This window comes from Clostridioides sp. LIBA-7602, from assembly GCF_056688945.1.
Genome location: NZ_CP196991.1, coordinates 1,012,259 through 1,032,051, shown reverse-complemented (window position 1 = coordinate 1,032,051; position 19,793 = coordinate 1,012,259). Strand labels below are relative to the sequence as shown.

Genomic DNA, 19,793 nt, shown 5'->3' with positions numbered 1-19,793 from the left:
ATCTATTCTTATATTTTCTAAATAAATCAATTTATTTTATTACAAGTATTCTATCTAAGTTTTTATCTTGCACATCTGTTAGATATGCATTGCTGTTTTTTAAGAAAATAATATATTCCATAATTTCTTTTGTTATCAATTCTCCTGGAGCAACAATTGGTATACCTGGTGGATATGCCATTATTGATTCTCCGCAAATTCTATTTATACACGAATCAATTTCTACACTTTCTTTTGGTGCATAAAAAGCTTCTCTCGGATTAAGCTTAATGGTTGGATTTATTTGAACCATATTAAATTCATTTAATGCAGTTTCTTTTCTATAGACTTTTGCAATTATTGAAAGTGCTTTCACTAATCTATCAATATCAGACTTGTTCGTTCCAATAGACACAAGTGCAAGAATATTGTATGAATCTCCTAATTCCACTTGAATTGAAAAATTTTTATACAATAAATCATAGACTTCAAATCCTGTTAAATTTAATTCTTTCACGTTTATACATAGTTTTGTTTCGTCTATAAATTTAGCACCTTTTTGCTTTAGCATTTCAGTAGATAAGACTTTTATTCCATCAATTTTGTTTAATCTAGATTTTGCATACCTAGATAAGTTTAATGCTTTTGATAGTTGCTTTTCCCCATTCTCAACTAGATTTGCTCTAGCACCATCTATACTTGCCATAAGCAAATAAGATGCAGATGTTGACTGTAGCATGTTTATTGATTGAAGAACTTTTTCGAACTTCACATTATCTCTATTCAATAAAAGTGCTGAAGACTGTGTCAATGCTCCTCCAGTTTTATGTATGCTTACGGCTACCATATCAGCTCCCAAGCCTATTGCAGAAGGAGGTAAATCTAAATGGAATGGAAAATGAGCTCCATGAGCTTCATCCACTAGCACCAAAATATTATTTTTATGACATAGCTCTATGATATTTTCAATGTCCGCACAAACACCATAATAAGTTGGATTAAGGAAAAACAATGCTTTTATATCACAATTTTTTTCTATCTCTACTTTAATTTTTTTAAGAGTAATATTTAAACTTATGCCTAACTGTTCATCAAACTCTGGCTGTATAAATATTGGTATTCCTCCACAGAGTATTAGTGCATTTATCACTGATTTATGTATATTCCTTGGAAGTAATACTTTTTCACCTGGTTTTATCACACTTAAAATCATTGCATGTATTGCCTGAGTTGTACCATTGGTTATAAAGAATGCTTCATCAGCGGTATATGCTTGTGCCAACAAATCCTGTGCATTTTTTATAACACCATTTGGAGCAGATACATTGTCCATAGTTGGTGATGAATTTATATCCATTTTCATGAGATTTTCACCTAGATATTTATTTAATATATCTACACCTCTATTTTTTACATGCCCAGGCACATCAAAACAAGCTATATTTTTTTCTGAGTATTCCTTTAAAGACTCTAATAATGGAGCACATTCATAGCTTAATTCAACCGCATTTGCAAACTCACTATCCATGATTTTGAATTCATCCCCTCTCTATATTAAAATAATTATTGTATTTTTATTTATTATTTCTATTTTTTATTTTTACTTTTATTAAACTCATGATATTTATTATATTAATATCCAAGACTTTTTACAAGTGTTTTTTTGGCTCTATCCAAAAACTCACACATTAGTAATGTCAATATTTTTAAACTTTTTTATTTTTTATTGTTTATATTAATTTTTTTTAAAATTAGTATTTATAAACTTTTTTGTTTTTTATTTTTTTAGCATTTCTATTTTTTTGAGATTTACTAAGCTTTTGAGTTTAATATTTTTAAGTTGTAAGTATTTTATTACTAAACTTTTATATTATTCTGATTTCATATGTCAAAATTTCTAGTTTAGTTAGACTAAATAAATTTCCTATTTTTGTATTTTTATTTGCTGTTAAAATTTATTAAATTTTTTTTATTTGATGAAATAAATTCTATTCTTATAAACAAAAACAGATACAAAATTAAGATTATTCACATAGGTACTGCACTTACTAGGAAAACAACGAAACATAAAAGAAAGATTTACAACGAATAAAAGTGTCTTGATATGACAAAACAACCTTATTTAGAATGACAAATAGTCAAGGAAGATATTTTTTGTTTCTTTTTATTTCTTATTGACAATAGTACTAATTAGTACTATACTACATAAAGTACCGATTAGTACTATTAGGAGGATGTTATGGATATTAGAAAACAAATCAGACTTGTAAACTCTGCTTTAAGCAGTACATTGGATTTATATAGGATATGGGCGAAAAAGAATAAGTTGAATTACAATTCTTTGGTTGTTTTATATACCTTGTACGATTTTAAGACATGCACTCAAAAACAAATATGTGATTGGTGGGCTTTACCTAAACAAACAGTTCATGGAATTTTATTTGATTTTGAAAAAAAGGGCTATATTTTAATTACTCCAAATGAAGAAAATAAAAGGGAACGATTGATTACATTTACACCTAAAGGAAGTGATTTCGCTTGTGAAATATTAAAACCATTACTTCGAATGGAAGAAAATGTAATGGAAGAATTAGGTGAAGAATTGATAAATCAGCTCATTGTGAGTAACACAAAATATTATGAATTACTCAAGGAGGAAATCAATAATGAATAATGTTTTGGCTAAAAAGTTTTCCTTTTGTTCATTATTACAATTTGCAATACCTAACATTGTGATGATGATTAGTTTATCTATGTATATTATTGTTGATGGAATGTTTGTATCACAATTAATTGGCACAACTGCTTTATCTGCTGTTAATATGTTTTATCCTGCAATATGCTTTGAAATGGCAATCGCAATTATGATTGCAACTGGCGGTAGTGCAATAGTTGCAAGAAAATTAGGCGAAGGTAAACAAAAAGAGGCACAGGAAAATCTTAGTTTTTTAATTGTTATAGAGGTTTTAATAGGAATTTTGATTGCGATTCTAGGGAATGTTTTCATTGATGAAATTATTTCACTTTTAGGTGTAAGTCCCATTCAGTCTCCCTTAACTATCTGTTATGCAAAAATTATATTTTCATTTGCTCCAGCTTTCTTTCTTCAAACAGCTTTTCAAACGTTCTTTGTTACAGTAGGAAAACCAACATTAGGATTAGCCGTTACTTTATTAGCTGGTATTACAAATATTGTCTTAGATTATATTTTTATGGCACCCTTGAATCTAGGTGTAAATGGTGCCGCAATTGCTACAGGAATAAGTTATTGTATTCCTGCAATCGTGGGCTTGTTATTTTTCTTTACATCTAAAAAAAATTCATTATGCTTTGTAAAACCTAAAATGGATTGGCAAGTACTTATAAAATCTTGTACAAACGGTTCATCTGAGATGGTAACAAATTTAGCAAATGCTGTAACAACTTTTTTGTTTAATTATGTTCTATTAAAATTTTATGGAGAAGATGGTGTAGCTTCCATTACAATCATACTTTATTTTCAATATATATTCACTGCTCTTTATTTTGGATATTCTAATGGAATTGCACCTGTCATAAGTTTCAAATATGGAAATGATGACAAAGAGCAGTTACAGAGTATATTTAAAAACAGTATTGTTTTTTTGCTTATAAGTACAGTATTAGCAAACTTTTTGATTCATTTGACAGTAACAAAAGCAATCACAATTTTCACTCCAGTAAATAGTAGTGTTTATGATATTACACTTCATGGATTTTCTATTTACTCCCTATCTTTTATTATTATGGGATTAGGAGTTTTTGCTTCTGCAATGTTTACCGCATTTTCAGATGGAAAGACATCAGCCATTATATCATTTTCAAGAACTTTCATTTTTATTGTAGGTGCTATTCTTATTCTTCCTAATATATTTGGAGAATTTGGTGTTTGGATGGCAGTTCCTGTAGCAGAAGCTCTTGGATTCATTGTGGCAGTATTTTATATATTTAAGAAAAAGGATACCTATACTTATATTTAAATATATCATCAAATAACACATTCCTGTTGAGTGTTGTATGAATTAGGAAATTTTTTATAAAAAATATAAAAGAGTTGAACTTAAAATTTGATTAAAAAGGTCAGCTTTAAGACAACTCTTACTCATATAATTTATAATATTAAATGCTATAAACTTATAGCATTTTTTGTACATTCCTTTATATTCACTGCTTTACTTATAATCAAAACTGTTAAAAGCTCTGAAATAGCCATACTTACCCATATTCCATTTACTCCAAATAATTTAGAAAAAATAATCAATATAATAGGTAAAAGCAAAATTGAACGCAAAGCCCCTATAATATTAGAATGTATTGGCATTTCTATTGCTTGATAATACATAGTTGTTGTTAAATTTTTTCCAATCATAAGGTAAGCTATATTAGCCATATTAAGTGCAATATATGCCATCAAAATAATTTCTTCATCACTTGTAAATACTTTTATAATCTCTCTTCCAAACAAGAAGCACACTATTGTAAATATTACAGACACAAAAATACTCATCTTCGTTGCCATACTATAATAACTTAACATTTTATTACTTTCTTTAGAACCAAAATTATAGCTTATAAGTGGTTGAACACCCAAAGTTATCCCCATTAGGAGATTATAAATATTTGTAGTTATATAGTTTACTACAGCATAAGCTGAAAGACCTACCTCTCCAACTACTCTTGTTAAAACTATATTGTGTGCAAGTATTATAATTGAAAAAGCACATTCTGCAAAAAATGAAGGAAATCCTATTGTAAATAGTTCTTTTAAAACATCTTTTTCTATTTTAACTGAACCAAAAGACAATTTACCTTTCTTAAATACAAAATGAGGTAGCATTATCATTAGTGTTGATAACTGACCTAATCCACTTGCGATTGCTGCACTCTTTATACCAAATCCAAGTTTAAATATAAATATATAATTCAAAGCTATATGAAAAATTGTCCCTGACAAAGTGGCTATCATTGCAAGTTTTGGTCTTCCATCATTTCTTAAAAAGCTACAGAAAACAAGTCCTAATAAGTTTGGAAGACAAAAAACAGCATAAAAGGTTAAGTACTCAGCAGATAATCCAACCAAACTTTCAGTTGCTCCCATAAATCTAACAATATGATTTGAAAAAAGTATACAAAATATTGTAAGAGATACACTACCCAATATTAAAACTTTTATAACTTGCCTAAATATATTTATAGCCCTTTCATCATCTCCAGAACCAAAGTTTTTTGATACTAATGCTCCTCCTCCAACTGCCATTAAACTGGATAACCCTAAAAATACCATAACAAGAGGTACCACTATACTAACAGCTGTAAGTGCTGCATCACCTAGTCCTTTACCCAAAAATATTCCATCTAATATAGTATTAAATGACGATACAAACATAGCAAGAGCTGATGGTACAGCATATTCTAAAAATTTTTTTATCATTATAAATCTCCCCTCTATATATTATTATGATAATTATTATTCCACTATATAAAATATTAATATATCCTCTGAGGGGAGAGTCAAGTTTTTTTGTATACTATTTTTTTCTTATTTCTAACTGAACTAATGTCTTTTCTTTTGAATCTGAGTCTACTCTAGAGAGTATCCATATTTCATTAAAATCACCAACAATTTCTATATTGTTATCCTTAGTATAATCTATTATTTTTTGATAATAATCATATGCATTATTCCAATTATCATCATATAAGATAGTTAGATATTCTCCTTCTGGCAAAATATATTCATTTTCATAATTGTCTCTCCTTGTAAAATCTACTATGTTATCATACAATAATGTATCTCCTTCCTTAATTACTTTTTCATAAGAAATACTACCTGATATTATAGGATAGACATCGTTATACTTATCTTGAATATGTAAAATAACACGTCTAAGATACATCTCAAACTCAACTTCATCTTTTGAATCACACTTATATACACTTACTTTTCTTTCTTTATTGTACTTTATAAACACCTGATTTAAACCGTATTCCAATAATTCATTTACATTAGATTCTATATCATTTAAGTATTTTTTTACATATGACAATTCTTTTATTTTGTTTTCTATCATTTTTTTCTGTTCATTAATTGTATTCAACATAGATTCTATTGAACCATCTGAGTCAATCAATTTTTTTATATCTTCAAGAGTCATCCCCATAATCTTGCAGTACTTAATTACATCTATACTCATAAACTGCTCTCTTGAATAATATCTATATTTATTTTCTTGATTTACATATGCTGGTTTTAGTATACCTATTTTATCGTAATATCTCAAAGTTTTTATTGATAATTCAAAAAGCTTAGATACTTCACCTATTGAAAAATATGTTTTTATATAATCTCCCCCTTTATATTTTGCATTAAAATAATACTATATTACTATACAAACAGCAATATAAAATTAATTATATCTTTAATTAATTTTATGCTTATTTTTTCATTAATAATTACTTAAGAAACAGTAAAATACTATAAAAAATAAAGAGAAGCTTTGTAAAAGCTTCTCTTTATTCCATCTCTGATATCGGTATCGTTTTCCAATGTTCCCTCAAAATTCTTTCAACATTTTCTAAATCATTTTCTCTCATAAATTTGACTACCTCAATATGTTGATTATTACTGTATATCAACATTTTATATAACTCATCTTCATTATTACTAGTATATGACTTTGACATAAAATTATATCTTAAAGAATTCAATAAGTTTATTAACACTTGATTTTCTGATTTAGCTATGTATATATCATGAAATTCATTACTTAATTTTAAATAGTTACTGTAATTTTTATACTTTATAGATATTGTCATCATTTCTGTTAATTCTTCCATTTTTACTAAGTCTGATTCAGTTAAATTTTGTAATGCTGAAGAACCTGCTAACGCATCCAATGCTCCAATTACAGAGTAGGTATCTAGTTTTTCCTTTTCTTGAAATTCTTTTACCACAAACCCTTTATTAGGTATCTTTTCTAGTAAATTTTCACCTGCCAACCTCGTTAGTGCTTCCCTTGCTGGTGTTCTACTAACTCCTATAGAGTTACAAATCTCTGATTCAGTAATTCTCTGATTAGCTTCATACTCTCCATTTTGGATTTTCTTTGATATATAGTCATATACTTGAGTTGTAAGTGGATCTACCTTCATAAGACGTTCCTCCATATTAAGATTATAAAAGTTAAATCTCCCTACAACTTTGGTAGAGAGGTTACGTTTTATCTTACTAATTTATATAATATCACAATTATCAATTTTTTTATACTTCTTTGTAAGATTTTAAAATACTAAAATTTTTATAATAATTTAAACAAAAAATGTAGAAAAAGTTTTGATTTATCAAAACTTTTTCTACATTTTTACTTTCTATTTATATTTTAACTCACATATTTAATTTACACTAAAAACTCCAAATGATTTAGCTTCTAAATCAACTTTCAATTCATTACTTTCAATATTTATTGTATCATTTACATTTTTAGGGCTATATTTTATTGTTATTTCTTCAATAAAACTACCATCTATATTTAATGATATTCTTTCAGTGTTCTCACTTCTATTTACCAAAATTAATATTCTATCATTATTTTCATTAAATCTAATAAAAGCGAATACAGAATCATTTCCAGTATATATAAATTCTGTATCTCCTGAGTTTAAAAGTTTATTTTTATTTCTAATTTTTATAATATCCTTATAAAAACTAAGTATATCTTCATCTTCATTTTTCCATGGATATGTCCTTCTATTATCTGGGTCAACGCCTCCACAAAGACCTGCTTCATCTCCATAGTATATATATGGTACACCCTCAAATGTCATCTGTATAGCTACTGCAAGCTTCATTAAATCCACATCATCACCTAATTCAGTTTTAGCTCTTGTAACATCATGTGTACCAATTAAATTTAAATTAGACTTAAATGATTCTTTTGGATAATGCTCCTTAATCTCCATATATCTATTACAAAGTTCATATGAGTTAATTTCTCCTTTTAGAAAAGAAAACATGTTGTTTCTGAAAGGATATCCCATAACAGAATCTAATTCTTCTCCTAATAGATAACTTCTTCTTTGACCATAACTAATCTTATTTGATGCATCTTCCCAAACTTCTCCTATAAGAATTGAATCATCGTCAGCTTTTTTTAGTTCCTTTTTTAACTCTCTTATAAACTTAGTTGGTAATTCGTCTGCAACATCCAATCTCCAACCCTTAACACCCATATCTATCCACTTATTTATAACACTATCTTTGTCATATATTATATAATCCATATAGGTATTTTCTAATTCATTTATATTTGGTAATGTCTTGACACCCCACCAACTTTTATACTTTTGAGGAAATTCTTCAAACATGTACCATGAATAATATGGAGATTCTTTTGATTGGTATGCTCCTAGACTATTATAGTTTCCATACATATTAAAGTATTTACTATCTGCTCCAGTATGACTAAAAACGCCATCTAATACTATTGATATATCTTTTTCTTTTGCTTTATTGATAAGCTCCTTAAATATATCCTCATCTCCAAACATTGGGTCAATCTTTTTGTAATCTCCAGTATCATACTTATGATTACTAGATGCTTCAAATATAGGGCTTAAATATAATATACTTACTCCTAGTTTTTTTAGGTAGCCAAGCTTATTAATTATACCTTTTAAATTACCACCATGGAAGTCCCATCTTACAATATCACCTTCACTATCCTTTATGTACATAGGTGTATCTTCCCAATTACCATATATAAAGCTATTCTTTTTAGGATTATCAACCTTACCATTTCGGTTACCATTATTAAATCGGTCTACAAATATATGATAAAGTATTCCTTCTTTATACCATGTTGGCACTTTGAAATCTTTATAAACAGTGATTTGATATTTATTAATATCATTATAATTATACTCACAAGAGTATCCATTTTCTCTATTCTTTCCATAAAATACAGTTTTTTTATTACCATCCACTTCAACATCAACTTTAAAATAATAAAAATAAATACCTGTCTCTTCAAGTCTTTCCATTTTGCAACAAAAACACTTTCCAAGTTTGTCATTACCGAATTCTTCATTTAAAGTTATTGTTCTCATTTCTTCTTCTTTATTTATTTCTAGGGAAATAGAATCGACATTATAGCCTTCATTTACTTTAACATAAATTGTCAATTCCTCATCAAATTTTAAAGCTCCAAACGGAGCCTTAAAATTTTTATCCCAAGAGTTATATTCTATTATATCTTGCATCTAATCACACCCTTTTAAACCAAATGTCTTTTGCATATTCAGAAATTGTTCTGTCTGAAGAGAAAAATCCCGAGTTAGCTATGTTAATCAAAGACATTGTATTCCATTTTTCTTTATCTCTATATAATCTATTTATATCAGCCTGAGCTTGACCATAATTTTCAAAATCTCTCAATACAAAATATTCATCATTGTAAGTAGTAAGTGAATTATAAATACTTCTTCCTTCTTCACCTAGATTAGGAATAAATCCATTTATTAAATCATCTACGACTCTTTTTATATTCATATTAGAATGATATAAATCAAGTGAAGAATATCCACCATACTTATTATAATTCAATACTTGTTCTGCACTAAGCCCAAATAAAAACATGTTTTCTTTACCCACTTGTTCACATATTTCTACATTTGCACCATCAAGTGTAGCCAAAGTTATAGCACCATTCATCATAAACTTCATATTACTTGTTCCAGATGCTTCCTTTGTTGTAGTTGAAATTTGCTCACTAACATTTGCTGCTGGTATTATTATCTCTGCTAATGATACTCCATAATTCTCTAAAAATACTACTTTTAACTTGTCCCTTACTCTAACATCATTGTTTATAGTACTTGCAACAGAATTTATAAATTTAATTATACACTTAGCTAAATAATATCCTGGTGCAGCTTTTGCACCAAATATAAAAGTTCTCGGGTCAATATTTAAATTAGGATTATCAAGCAACTCATGATACATATGAAGGACATTAAATATATTCAACAACTGTCTTTTATAAGCATGTAATCTCTTAACTTGAACATCAAATATTGAACTTGGGTCGATATTTAAATCATATTTACCTTTTATAAACTTTGCTAAATTTGCTTTATTATCGTATTTTATATCATCAAGTCTCTGTAAAACAGAAGAATCATTTTTAAATTTTTCAATATTCTTTAATTGTAAAGTATCCTTCTTCCACGAATCACCAATTAAATCTGTAATTAAATTACTAAGTTGAGGATTTGAACTTATAAGCCATCGTCTATGTGCAATTCCATTAGTCTTATTATTAAATTTATTTGGTTCATCTTGATAGAAATCTTTCAATACCTCAGTTTCAAGAATCTGAGTATGAAGCTTAGCAACTCCATTTACACTATGACTTGTGACAATACATAAGTTTGCCATGTTGATGTTATCCCAGTGTATTATACTCATTCTATTTATTCTATCTTGGTCATATCCTTTATTATTTAATTCCTCTACATATCTTCTGTTTATTTCTTCTATTATCATATAAATTCTTGGTAATAGCTCTTTCATCATACTTACAGGCCATTTTTCCATAGCTTCTGACATTATAGTATGATTAGTATAAGATACTGTTTTTTTAGTTATTTGCCATGCCTCATCCCAAGATAAATCTTCTTCATCAAGCAAAATTCTCATGAGTTCTGGTATACATAAGGTAGGATGTGTATCATTTATATGAATTGCTACCTTATCAAATAAATTGTTGATATCCAATTTGTTCTTTTTATATTTTCTTATTATATCTTGTATACCTGCACTCACAAAAAAGTATTCTTGTTTTAATCTCAATAACTTTCCTGCATAATTTGAATCATCTGGATATAGCACCTGTGATATTTCCTCAGTATAATACTTATGTTTTAAAGCCTCTTCATAACTACCAGAATAATTTAGAGCATTTGAAGTAAGTTCACCAAAATCTCTCTTTGGTATCTCACTTTTAAACAATCTTAAAGTATTTATACATTGATTTTGATACCCAATTATCGGTATATCATAAGGCATTGCCATTACAGGAAGGTAGTTTTTATGGATTACTTTTAAATGACTACCTTCCTTAACTAATTCCACCTCTCCACCAAACTTCACCATTGTTGCTTCATTTGGTCTTACAGTTTCCCAAGCATATCGTCCTTCTGTAAGCCAGTTATCAGGTACTTCTACCTGATAACCATTTATAAATTTTTGTTCAAACAAACCGTATTTATATCTTATTCCATACCCTTGACCACTTATATTCAAGGATGCCATAGAATCTAAAAAGCAAGCTGCTAATCTACCAAGACCACCATTTCCTAAGGCTGGGTCTGTTTCAGCTTCAATTAAACTATCCAAATTAATTCCTAATTCTGATAAACCTTCTCTAACTTCTTCTTCAATATTCAAATTTAGTAAATTGGATTTTAATTGTCTTCCTATCAAAAATTCAAGACTAAAATAATAAACTTCTTTTTTCTTGTCTAACTTTGTAGCAACCCATTTTTTTGCTATTTCATCTTTCAGTAAACTACATAGTGCATTTAACAATTGTTCATCAGTAGCTTCCTTGATAGATTGTGCATATAAGCTATACATTTTCACTTCAAATTTTTGCTTGAATTTCTTTTTGCTTATTGTTACCAAAAAAACCACTCCTTTAATCACATATGTCTCTATATGTTTCTATATACTCCTTAGCTGATTTTTTCCAACTATTATCTGTGTTCATTGCATTTTCAACTAATTTCGTCCATTCTTCTTTATCTTTAAACACTTTGATTGCATTTTGCAAACAGAAAAACATCTCATGAGCATTGTAATTTTTAAAACTAAATCCATTACCTTCACCAGTAAATTTATTGTAAGGTATTACAGTATCCTTAAGTCCTCCGGTCTCTCTAACTATTGGTAAAGAACCATATCTCATAGCCAACATTTGCCCTATACCACAAGGCTCAAATAGCGATGGCATTAAGAATATATCACTTGCAGCATATATCTGTTGAGCTAATGATGTATTAAAAGTAATTCTAGCTGATACTTTATCTGAAAAATTAGAGTCATAATAATTGAACATTGATTGATATTGATGTTCTCCTGTTCCTAAAACAACAATTTGTAAGTCTTCTCTCATAAGTTCAGGCATCATATACGCTATTAAATCAAATCCTTTTTGAGAAACTAATCTTGAAACTATTCCTATCAATGGAATAGACGAATCTTTTTTCAACCCTAAAATATCTTGTAACTTCAATTTATTTTCTACCTTTTTATCAATAGAATCTACATCATAGTGAACAAATATGTCTTTATCTTTTGCAGGGTCGTTTAAATCGTAGTCTATACCATTTAATATACCTTTTAATTTTCCTGATTCTTTTCTAAGCAAACCATCTAATTGTTCACCATAAAATGGTGTTTGTATTTCATTAGCATAAGTAGGACTAACAGTTATAATTTTATCTGCAAAATTTATTCCAGCTTTCATAAAGTTTATTGAGCCATAATATTCTATATCTCCATTATCAAAGTATTTTTGAGGTAAGTCCAATATATCATCTAAAACAAACTTATCAAACACACCTTGATATTGCAGATTATGTATAGTATACATAGTTTTTATATTTTTATACCCCTCAAGGGTTGCATATCTCTCTTTTAAAATCAATGGTAACATGCCTGTATGCCAATCATTTATATGTATTACATCTGGATAAAAGTCAATTCTACGTATAGCTTCTAAAACAGCATTTGTAAAGAAAGTATATCTTTCTGCATCATCTCCATATCCATATATACTCTTTCTTTCGTCTTCCCTTCTAAAATAAAATTCATTATCTATAAAGTAAAATTTGACACCATCCAGTTCCATTTCTAAAAGTCCACAATATTGATTTCTCCATCCAACACGTACACTAAACACAGCTATTTCTTTTAATTGATCTTTTAAATAACTTGGTATAGTTGAATATTTAGGCATTATAACCCTTACATCTACACCTTCTTTTTTTAATTCTTTAGGCAATGCATAAGAAACATCTCCTAATCCTCCAGTTTTTGCAAAGGGCCAACACTCTGCTGTTACATAAAAAACCTTCACTAGTCATTCCCCCTTCTAAAAAATATATTTATATACTTGTATTCTTTTCTACTACAAGAGGATATTTTTCATCTCCTCTTAACTCTTTTCCATTTGATATATTTGTATTTTTATCTAATATTGCATTATATAATTTTACATTTGACTTTATTACACAATTTTGCATTACTATTGAGTTTTCTATAACTGTTCCCTTTTCAACATTGACCTTTCTAAATATAATACTATCTTTTACAGTCCCTTCAATTAGGCAACCTGATGCTATAAAACTATTTTCTACTTTAGCACTATCTGTATAAATTGTAGGAGATTCATTCTTTTCTTTTGTAAATATCTTTCTTTCAGAATACAATAATTCATCAGCAATTTCTAAATTTAATAAATCTTTGCTCATTTCAAAATATGATTCAACAGAATTTACACATTTTAGATATCCTGTATACTCATAAGCTCCTACTTTCATATTTTCTGCTTCTTCAATAATGAATTCTTCTAGATAACAATAATTGCCTTTATTTACAATATTATATATACATTCTACAAAATCTTCACGTTTCATAATATAAGTTTCCATACATATATTTGCTCTAGGGAATTTACCCAAATTATTTCCGACATTTATTACCCTATTGTTACTGTCTAAATTTAAAGTTAAATTACCAGCAAAATCTTTATTTGCATTATTTACATTTTTATATACTATAGTTATATCATTATGAGATTTTTTATGGTATTCTAATGCCTGAGAATAATCTAAATTGCATAGCATATAACTAGGAGCTATTAAAATATATTCTTCTTCACTCTTTTCTATATAATCTAGATTTGCTAAGATAGTGTATATATCACCTTCTCTATGTGAATAAGTATTTCTGTACTTAGTGTTTTCTGGACTAAAAATTGATAAGCCACCTTTTTTTCTACTTAAATCCCAATCTTTCCCACTACCTATATGGTCTGTCAATGATCTGTATTTTTCCTTTGCGAATATTCCAACTTTAGTGATTCCTGAATTTATCATATTAGATAAAGCAAAGTCTATTATTCTATATCTTCCAGCTATTGGTGTAGATGCTATTGGTCTTCCATAATTAAGTTTGTTTATTGCTGGGTCTCCTTTTTTGTTTAAATTTATTATACCTAAACATTCATTTCTCATCTTAAAGACCTCCTTCTATTAATACGCATCTAGGTTCGATATTTTCATACTCAGAAACTACATTTATTTCATTATTTACATTTTTTATCTGAACATTATCATTTATAGTTGCACACTCACCTATCATAGCTTTTTCTATAGTTACATTTTCACCTATTACAACATTTGGCATTATTACTGAATCAATTACTTTACTTCCTTTACCAACAACAACTCCATGTGATAATACAGAGTTCCCTACTTCACCTAAAATCCTACAACCATCTGCTATCATTGATCTATGAACATTTGCATTTTTGCCTATATATTGTGGAGGCATCGCCATAGTATTTGTATATATCTTCCACTTAGGGTCTGCTAAATCAAGTGTTTCTGGAGATTTTATTATATCCATATTGGCATCCCATAAACTTTGTATAGTTCCTACATCTCTCCAATAGCCTTTAAATGGATAGGCATACATTCCAACATTATCCTCTAACATTTTAGGTATTAAATTTTTTCCAAAATCATCATAATTTATTTCTGAATTTTTTTCTGCTTCTTTAAAGTAACTTCTCAACATTTTCCAATCAAATATGTACACTCCCATAGATGCCAAATTACTCTTAGGTTCGCTTGGTTTTTCTTCAAATTCATAGACACTTGAATCTTCATTTGTATTCATTATTCCAAATCTAGAAGCCTCATCCCAAGGAACTTCAATTACTGCTATTGTAGCTTTAGAGCCTTTTTCTTTATGAAACTTTAACATCTTGCTATAATCCATTTTGTATATATGGTCACCAGATAATATCAATACATATTCTGGATTATAAGTATCTACAAAATCCATATTTTGATATATTGCATGTGCTGTACCATTATACCAATTTCCCTCTTTTTCATTCATAAATGGTTGTAAAACATATACACCACCATTTATTCTGTCCAAATCCCAGTGACTTCCCATACCTATATGTGAATTTAATATCAATGGTCTATATTGAGTTAAAACACCAACTGTATCAATACCAGAGTTTGAACAATTACTTAACACAAAATCAATAATTCTATACTTGCCTCCAAATGACACAGCTGGCTTGGCAATTCTCTTTGTAAAAACGCCTAACCTTGAACCTTGCCCTCCTGCCAAAATCATAGCTAACATCTCTTTTTTCATTTAATGACACTCCCCTCATCTAGTAATTAATATTTATAATTGCATTTTTACTTTTATAAACTCTATCAGTCAATAAATGCTGTGTATAAATCTTGCTAAAATGATACTTTAATAAAAATAAAATAATATCAACTATACAATTGATATAATGTATACCCCATAATGGACTTATCTACGTATACATTATTTTCCATAAAGACTATAGTATTTATTAATATTCAATTCTCAGTTAAAAAATAATACAAATTTTATTTTATAGACATAAAAAACATTTTTTATAAATCTTTTATATTGTATAAACATACTTATTTTTTATTTATTAAATTCATAATAGTAAAACATAATTCTAATTTTGTAAAATAATTATATAAAAATTTTTAAATAACCACTAGTCAATTTTATCTTTATATTAATATTTATTTTCTTGTTATCTAAACAATAAATTATGAAATTCCAACTCAATTATTAGTTTTCTTAGTAGTATCATTGATACTTTTATAACTATGTATGCTAATAGTACAAATGATTAGTTAAAATCATTCTCATTACCTACATGTTTTATATATTATTATATAACACTTTTTATATTAGTAAAGTATAAATTGTATAAAGATTCTGTTAATTTATTTTTATAATACCATTTTTTAAATAAAAACAAAGAAGAAGACTTAAAAAGCTATAAGTCTTCTTCTTTTCAACGTGCATTTTTGTGCTATATTTAATTAATTCGACCTTTAATTTCCATTTCCTTCCTTCGATAACAAAACTCTTTTATTTTTTTAATGACTCATTGTCACCTAGAACTTCTTTTACATCTAATATATCTTTGTTATCATCACTCATAACTTCTTTTATACCTTTAAATGTTCCTAAGAAATTAACTGCTTCTGAAGGTAAAACAAGTTTTGTTGACTTACCTTCAGCCATTTTTTCAAGTGCTTCCATAGATTTTAATGCTAAAATATTATTATCAATATCAGACTCTTTCATTGCTGAAAATACTAGTTTCAAACCTTCTGCTGTTGCCATTTGAGTTCTCTTTATCATTTCAGCTTCACCTTGTGCCTTAGCAATAGCTGTCTGTCTTATAGCTTCAGCTTCACCTTCTGCAACCAATATAGCAGATTCTTTTTCACCTTCCGCTACACGTACCATAGCTTCTTTTCTAGCCTCTGCTGTTAATATTGCAGATTGTTTTTCTCCTTCTGCTTGTAATATTGCAGCTGATTTATTACCTTCTGCTTGAAGTATTGCTTCTCTTCTTTCTCTTTCTGCTCTCATTTGTTTTTCCATAGCAACTTGAATATCATGAGGAGGCATTATATTTTTTAACTCTACTCTATTTACTTTTATTCCCCATTTATCTGTTGCTTCATCTAGGATAGTTCTCATTTTTACATTTATTATATCTCTTGATGTTAATGTTTCATCTAAGTCAAGTTCACCAATTATATTTCTTAATGTTGTAGCTGTTAAGTTTTCAATAGCAGCTATTGGATTTGCTATCTCAAATACATATCTAACTGGGTCTGTAACTTTATAATACACAACTGTATCAATCTGCATAGTTACATTATCTTTAGTTATAACTGGCTGAGGTGGGAAATCTATTACGATTTCTCTCAAGTCAATTACATATGCCATTTTATCTAGAAATGGTATTAAGAAATGTACACCTGTCTCTGCTACTTTCTGAAACTTACCAAGTCTCATTATTATACCTACTTTAGATTGTTTTATAACTCTTATGCAGGTTAAACTTATTGCTACGACTACTACAATTAATACAATACTTAAAACAATTTTAGTACCCATACTATAAATCCTCCTCTATTCTATTGATTCGTAACACTAGTTGTAGCATTTACTTTTTTAACAACTAGTTTTACCCCTTCTATTTTCAATACTTCTACTGTGGCATCTTTTTCTATCTTTTCACCATCTATAGAAATAGCCGTCCATGTTTCATGTTCAACTACAACTAGACCTGTGTTATTTGGAGAAATCTCTTCTGTAACAATACCTTTCTTAGACATCATTGCTTGTAAATTAGTATTAGACTTATATCCTTTATCTTTTTTTACAATTTTTTTAGTAGCTACAACCAACATTGCTATAGAGATTACTGCAAATATTAAAATTTGTAATAATATACTCTCTATAAAGCTACTTAAAAATATAAGGATTACCGCTCCTACACTAAACCATATTAGTGTCAAGCTTGGTGTCAACATTTCTGCTATTCCAAATAAGATTGCTACTATCAACCATATTAACTTCATACTATCTACCCTCTTCTCATATGAATTATATAACCCTATATAAATATTATGTTTATACAATGCTTTTAACTATAAATTTAAACTCTAAATCAATAAAATAAATTAATTTTAAATTAATTTAATAGTATTATATCAACATACTTTGTTAAAGTTGTTACAAAGTAGTATCAAATATAATTTGTTATCCAAGCAAAAACTCCTTCATTGTTAACGAAATGTTACTTATTAAATCTGTGGCATTTATTGTATACATCTTTTTACTTAATTTATCTCCTATATAGCCATGTATATATGCTCCACTAATTGTAGCTTCAAATATATCCATACCTTGACCTATAAATGAAGTAATCATACCAAGCAAACAATCTCCCATCCCACCAGTTGCCATACAGCTATTTCCTGTAGGATTTATATATGTTTTTTTACCATCTGTTATGACAGTTTGATATCCTTTTAAAAGTACAACAACATTATATTTTTGAGCAAATTCTTTTGCTACATCTACTCTATGTTCTCTTATATACCCAATTGAGTCTCCTGTCAACCTGGCCATTTCTCCCAGATGAGGTGTAATCACGAATCTATTTTTCCATTCTAAAAAGCTATAACATCTATCTTTCATAATGTTTAATCCATCAGCATCTAATACAATTGGGCAATTAGAATTTTCTACTATTTTGAGTAATTTATCAAATGTTTGATTATTATCTCCCATTCCCGGACCAAAACCAATTGCATCACTAGAACTCAATAGTTTATCTAATCTTTCTTCTTCAAAATTTGCAGTCATTGCTTCTGTAAGCCTAATAGATGCCTTGTTTTGTACATCTTCTTCACTAATTAACGTTACAAGTCCACTTCCACTCTTAACAGCAGATTCAGTTGCTATAAAACTTGCACCATAAAATCCTTTTGAACCTGCAACTATAGATACTTTTCCAAAATCGCTTTTAAAGCCATGTATATCTCTTCTTCTAATACTATTTTTCACAAAATTCTCATCAGTTATGAACTCATCTTCATGGTATTTTCTTGTAATAAAATCTGGAACGCCGATTTTTTCTACAATTACATCACCTATAAGTGAACTAGTATCATAGTTTAAAAAACCTCTCTTATAAAACTCAAAACTAATTGTCTTATTTGCTTTAATACAAGTTCCTAATACATATCCTTTATCACTATCTATACCAGATGGAATATCTATAGAATATGTATTTTTACTGTTATCATTTACTATATCAATTACTTCTTTAAAAATACCAGTTATATCTCGTTTTAATCCAATCCCAAATATAGCATCTACTACAACATCACTTTTAGATATTGTATTTTTAAATATTGTTAAATTTTTATTTTTTATAATATTTTCTTTCTCAACCTTAATAATTTTATCAACTTCTTTTTCATTTGTATTTCCAGCTTCTTTTTCATTTAAATCATTTTTATTAATATTTATAATATTAATTCCCATATTTAAAAGTATGTTGTAGTTTATTTTAGAACATTCACTTAGTTTTTCAAGATTACCAACTAAAAATACTTCTATATCTTTTCCTTTTGTATTTAAATGTCTTGCTATTCCAAGACCATCTCCGCCATTATTTCCAACACCACATACAACAACATAACTATTATATATATCTATATCCATATTTTTCATTGCAGACATCACAGCGTTTTCCATTAATACAACCATTGGAATTCCCAACTCTTCCACACATGCAGCATCAACATTTTTACTTAAATTAGATGTACCTATCAGCATAAATCATCACTCCTATAAAGTTAAAGACTTCTTAAATATCCACAGATAAATATCTATTGAAGTCTTTTTAATATCATAAATGTCATAATAAAATTACTAAAGCTAAAATTTTAAAGCAATTTAAAATAACAAAAAATTTTGAATTAAAATAATTATTTAATTTTATTATATCACATAATTTGAGTTATTATGTTGGTTTAAAGCCTATTTGAACTAATCATCTAAAGATTTTTTACTTTTTATAATCTTTTATTGCTTATTGATATTTTTTATTTTTATTTAGAAA

Annotated in this window: 14 protein-coding genes; 2 read left to right on the top strand and 12 right to left on the bottom strand. The window is 27.9% G+C overall.

What is annotated here, in order from left to right; all coding sequences use genetic code 11:
- Positions 1–31 precede the first annotated feature (31 nt).
- Positions 32–1,507 (bottom strand): aminotransferase class I/II-fold pyridoxal phosphate-dependent enzyme, encoded by a 1,476-nt coding sequence (locus tag ACTG45_RS05040; protein ID WP_479919948.1) that lies wholly within the window; start codon positions 1,505–1,507, stop codon positions 32–34.
- Between the two features lie 711 nt (positions 1,508–2,218).
- Here ACTG45_RS05040 and ACTG45_RS05035 point away from each other — a divergent pair.
- Together ACTG45_RS05035 and ACTG45_RS05030 are read left to right on the top strand one after the other, a co-directional pair.
- A complete protein-coding gene (locus ACTG45_RS05035; RefSeq protein ID WP_479919947.1) occupies positions 2,219–2,653 on the top strand; it encodes a MarR family winged helix-turn-helix transcriptional regulator in 435 nt (144 codons plus the stop codon).
- Entirely contained in the window at positions 2,646–3,977 is a 1,332-nt protein-coding gene (locus tag ACTG45_RS05030; protein WP_479919946.1) for an MATE family efflux transporter, read from the top strand. Before ACTG45_RS05035 ends, ACTG45_RS05030 begins: the two co-directional genes overlap by 8 nt.
- 146 nt (positions 3,978–4,123) lie before the next feature.
- Here the strand turns inward: ACTG45_RS05030 and ACTG45_RS05025 are convergent, their stop codons facing one another.
- The 11 genes from ACTG45_RS05025 to ACTG45_RS04975 all read right to left on the bottom strand — a co-directional run bounded on the left by ACTG45_RS05025 (position 4,124) and on the right by ACTG45_RS04975 (position 19,507).
- On the bottom strand, positions 4,124–5,428 hold the full coding sequence (locus tag ACTG45_RS05025; RefSeq protein WP_479918296.1) for an MATE family efflux transporter: 1,305 nt from the start codon (positions 5,426–5,428) through the stop codon (positions 4,124–4,126).
- Between the two features lie 97 nt (positions 5,429–5,525).
- Positions 5,526–6,320 carry a MerR family transcriptional regulator gene (locus ACTG45_RS05020; protein WP_479918775.1) on the bottom strand — a complete coding sequence of 265 codons (795 nt, stop codon included), beginning with the start codon at positions 6,318–6,320 and terminating at the stop codon, positions 5,526–5,528.
- Positions 6,321–6,510: 190 nt separating this feature from the next.
- The gene (locus ACTG45_RS05015) at positions 6,511–7,149 is read right to left on the bottom strand and encodes a GntR family transcriptional regulator (protein ID WP_021383687.1); all 639 of its coding nucleotides are present in this window, start codon (positions 7,147–7,149) and stop codon (positions 6,511–6,513) included.
- A 240-nt stretch (positions 7,150–7,389) separates the two neighbouring features.
- Positions 7,390–9,255, bottom strand: a complete 1,866-nt coding sequence (locus ACTG45_RS05010) for a glycoside hydrolase family 13 protein (protein ID WP_479918295.1) — start codon at positions 9,253–9,255, stop codon at positions 7,390–7,392.
- 4 nt (positions 9,256–9,259) lie between these two features.
- Positions 9,260–11,680, bottom strand: coding sequence for a glycogen/starch/alpha-glucan phosphorylase (locus tag ACTG45_RS05005; protein ID WP_479919945.1), 2,421 nt, complete (start codon positions 11,678–11,680; stop codon positions 9,260–9,262).
- Positions 11,681–11,693: 13 nt separating this feature from the next.
- Positions 11,694–13,136 carry a glycogen synthase GlgA gene (glgA, locus tag ACTG45_RS05000; protein ID WP_021383699.1) on the bottom strand — a complete coding sequence of 481 codons (1,443 nt, stop codon included), beginning with the start codon at positions 13,134–13,136 and terminating at the stop codon, positions 11,694–11,696.
- A gap of 28 nt (positions 13,137–13,164) precedes the next feature.
- Positions 13,165–14,295 carry a glucose-1-phosphate adenylyltransferase subunit GlgD gene (gene glgD / locus ACTG45_RS04995; RefSeq protein ID WP_021383704.1) on the bottom strand — a complete coding sequence of 377 codons (1,131 nt, stop codon included), beginning with the start codon at positions 14,293–14,295 and terminating at the stop codon, positions 13,165–13,167.
- 1 nt (position 14,296) lies between these two features.
- Complete coding sequence (locus ACTG45_RS04990; RefSeq protein ID WP_021383694.1) at positions 14,297–15,457, bottom strand: glucose-1-phosphate adenylyltransferase; 1,161 nt, start codon at positions 15,455–15,457, stop codon at positions 14,297–14,299.
- 771 nt (positions 15,458–16,228) lie between these two features.
- Positions 16,229–17,272, bottom strand: a complete 1,044-nt coding sequence (locus tag ACTG45_RS04985) for an SPFH domain-containing protein (protein WP_021383684.1) — start codon at positions 17,270–17,272, stop codon at positions 16,229–16,231.
- A 20-nt stretch (positions 17,273–17,292) separates the two neighbouring features.
- Positions 17,293–17,739, bottom strand: coding sequence for an NfeD family protein (locus tag ACTG45_RS04980; protein WP_479919944.1), 447 nt, complete (start codon positions 17,737–17,739; stop codon positions 17,293–17,295).
- 181 nt (positions 17,740–17,920) lie between these two features.
- Positions 17,921–19,507 (bottom strand): NAD(P)H-hydrate dehydratase, encoded by a 1,587-nt coding sequence (locus ACTG45_RS04975; protein ID WP_479919943.1) that lies wholly within the window; start codon positions 19,505–19,507, stop codon positions 17,921–17,923.
- Between the last annotated feature and the right edge of the window lie 286 nt (positions 19,508–19,793).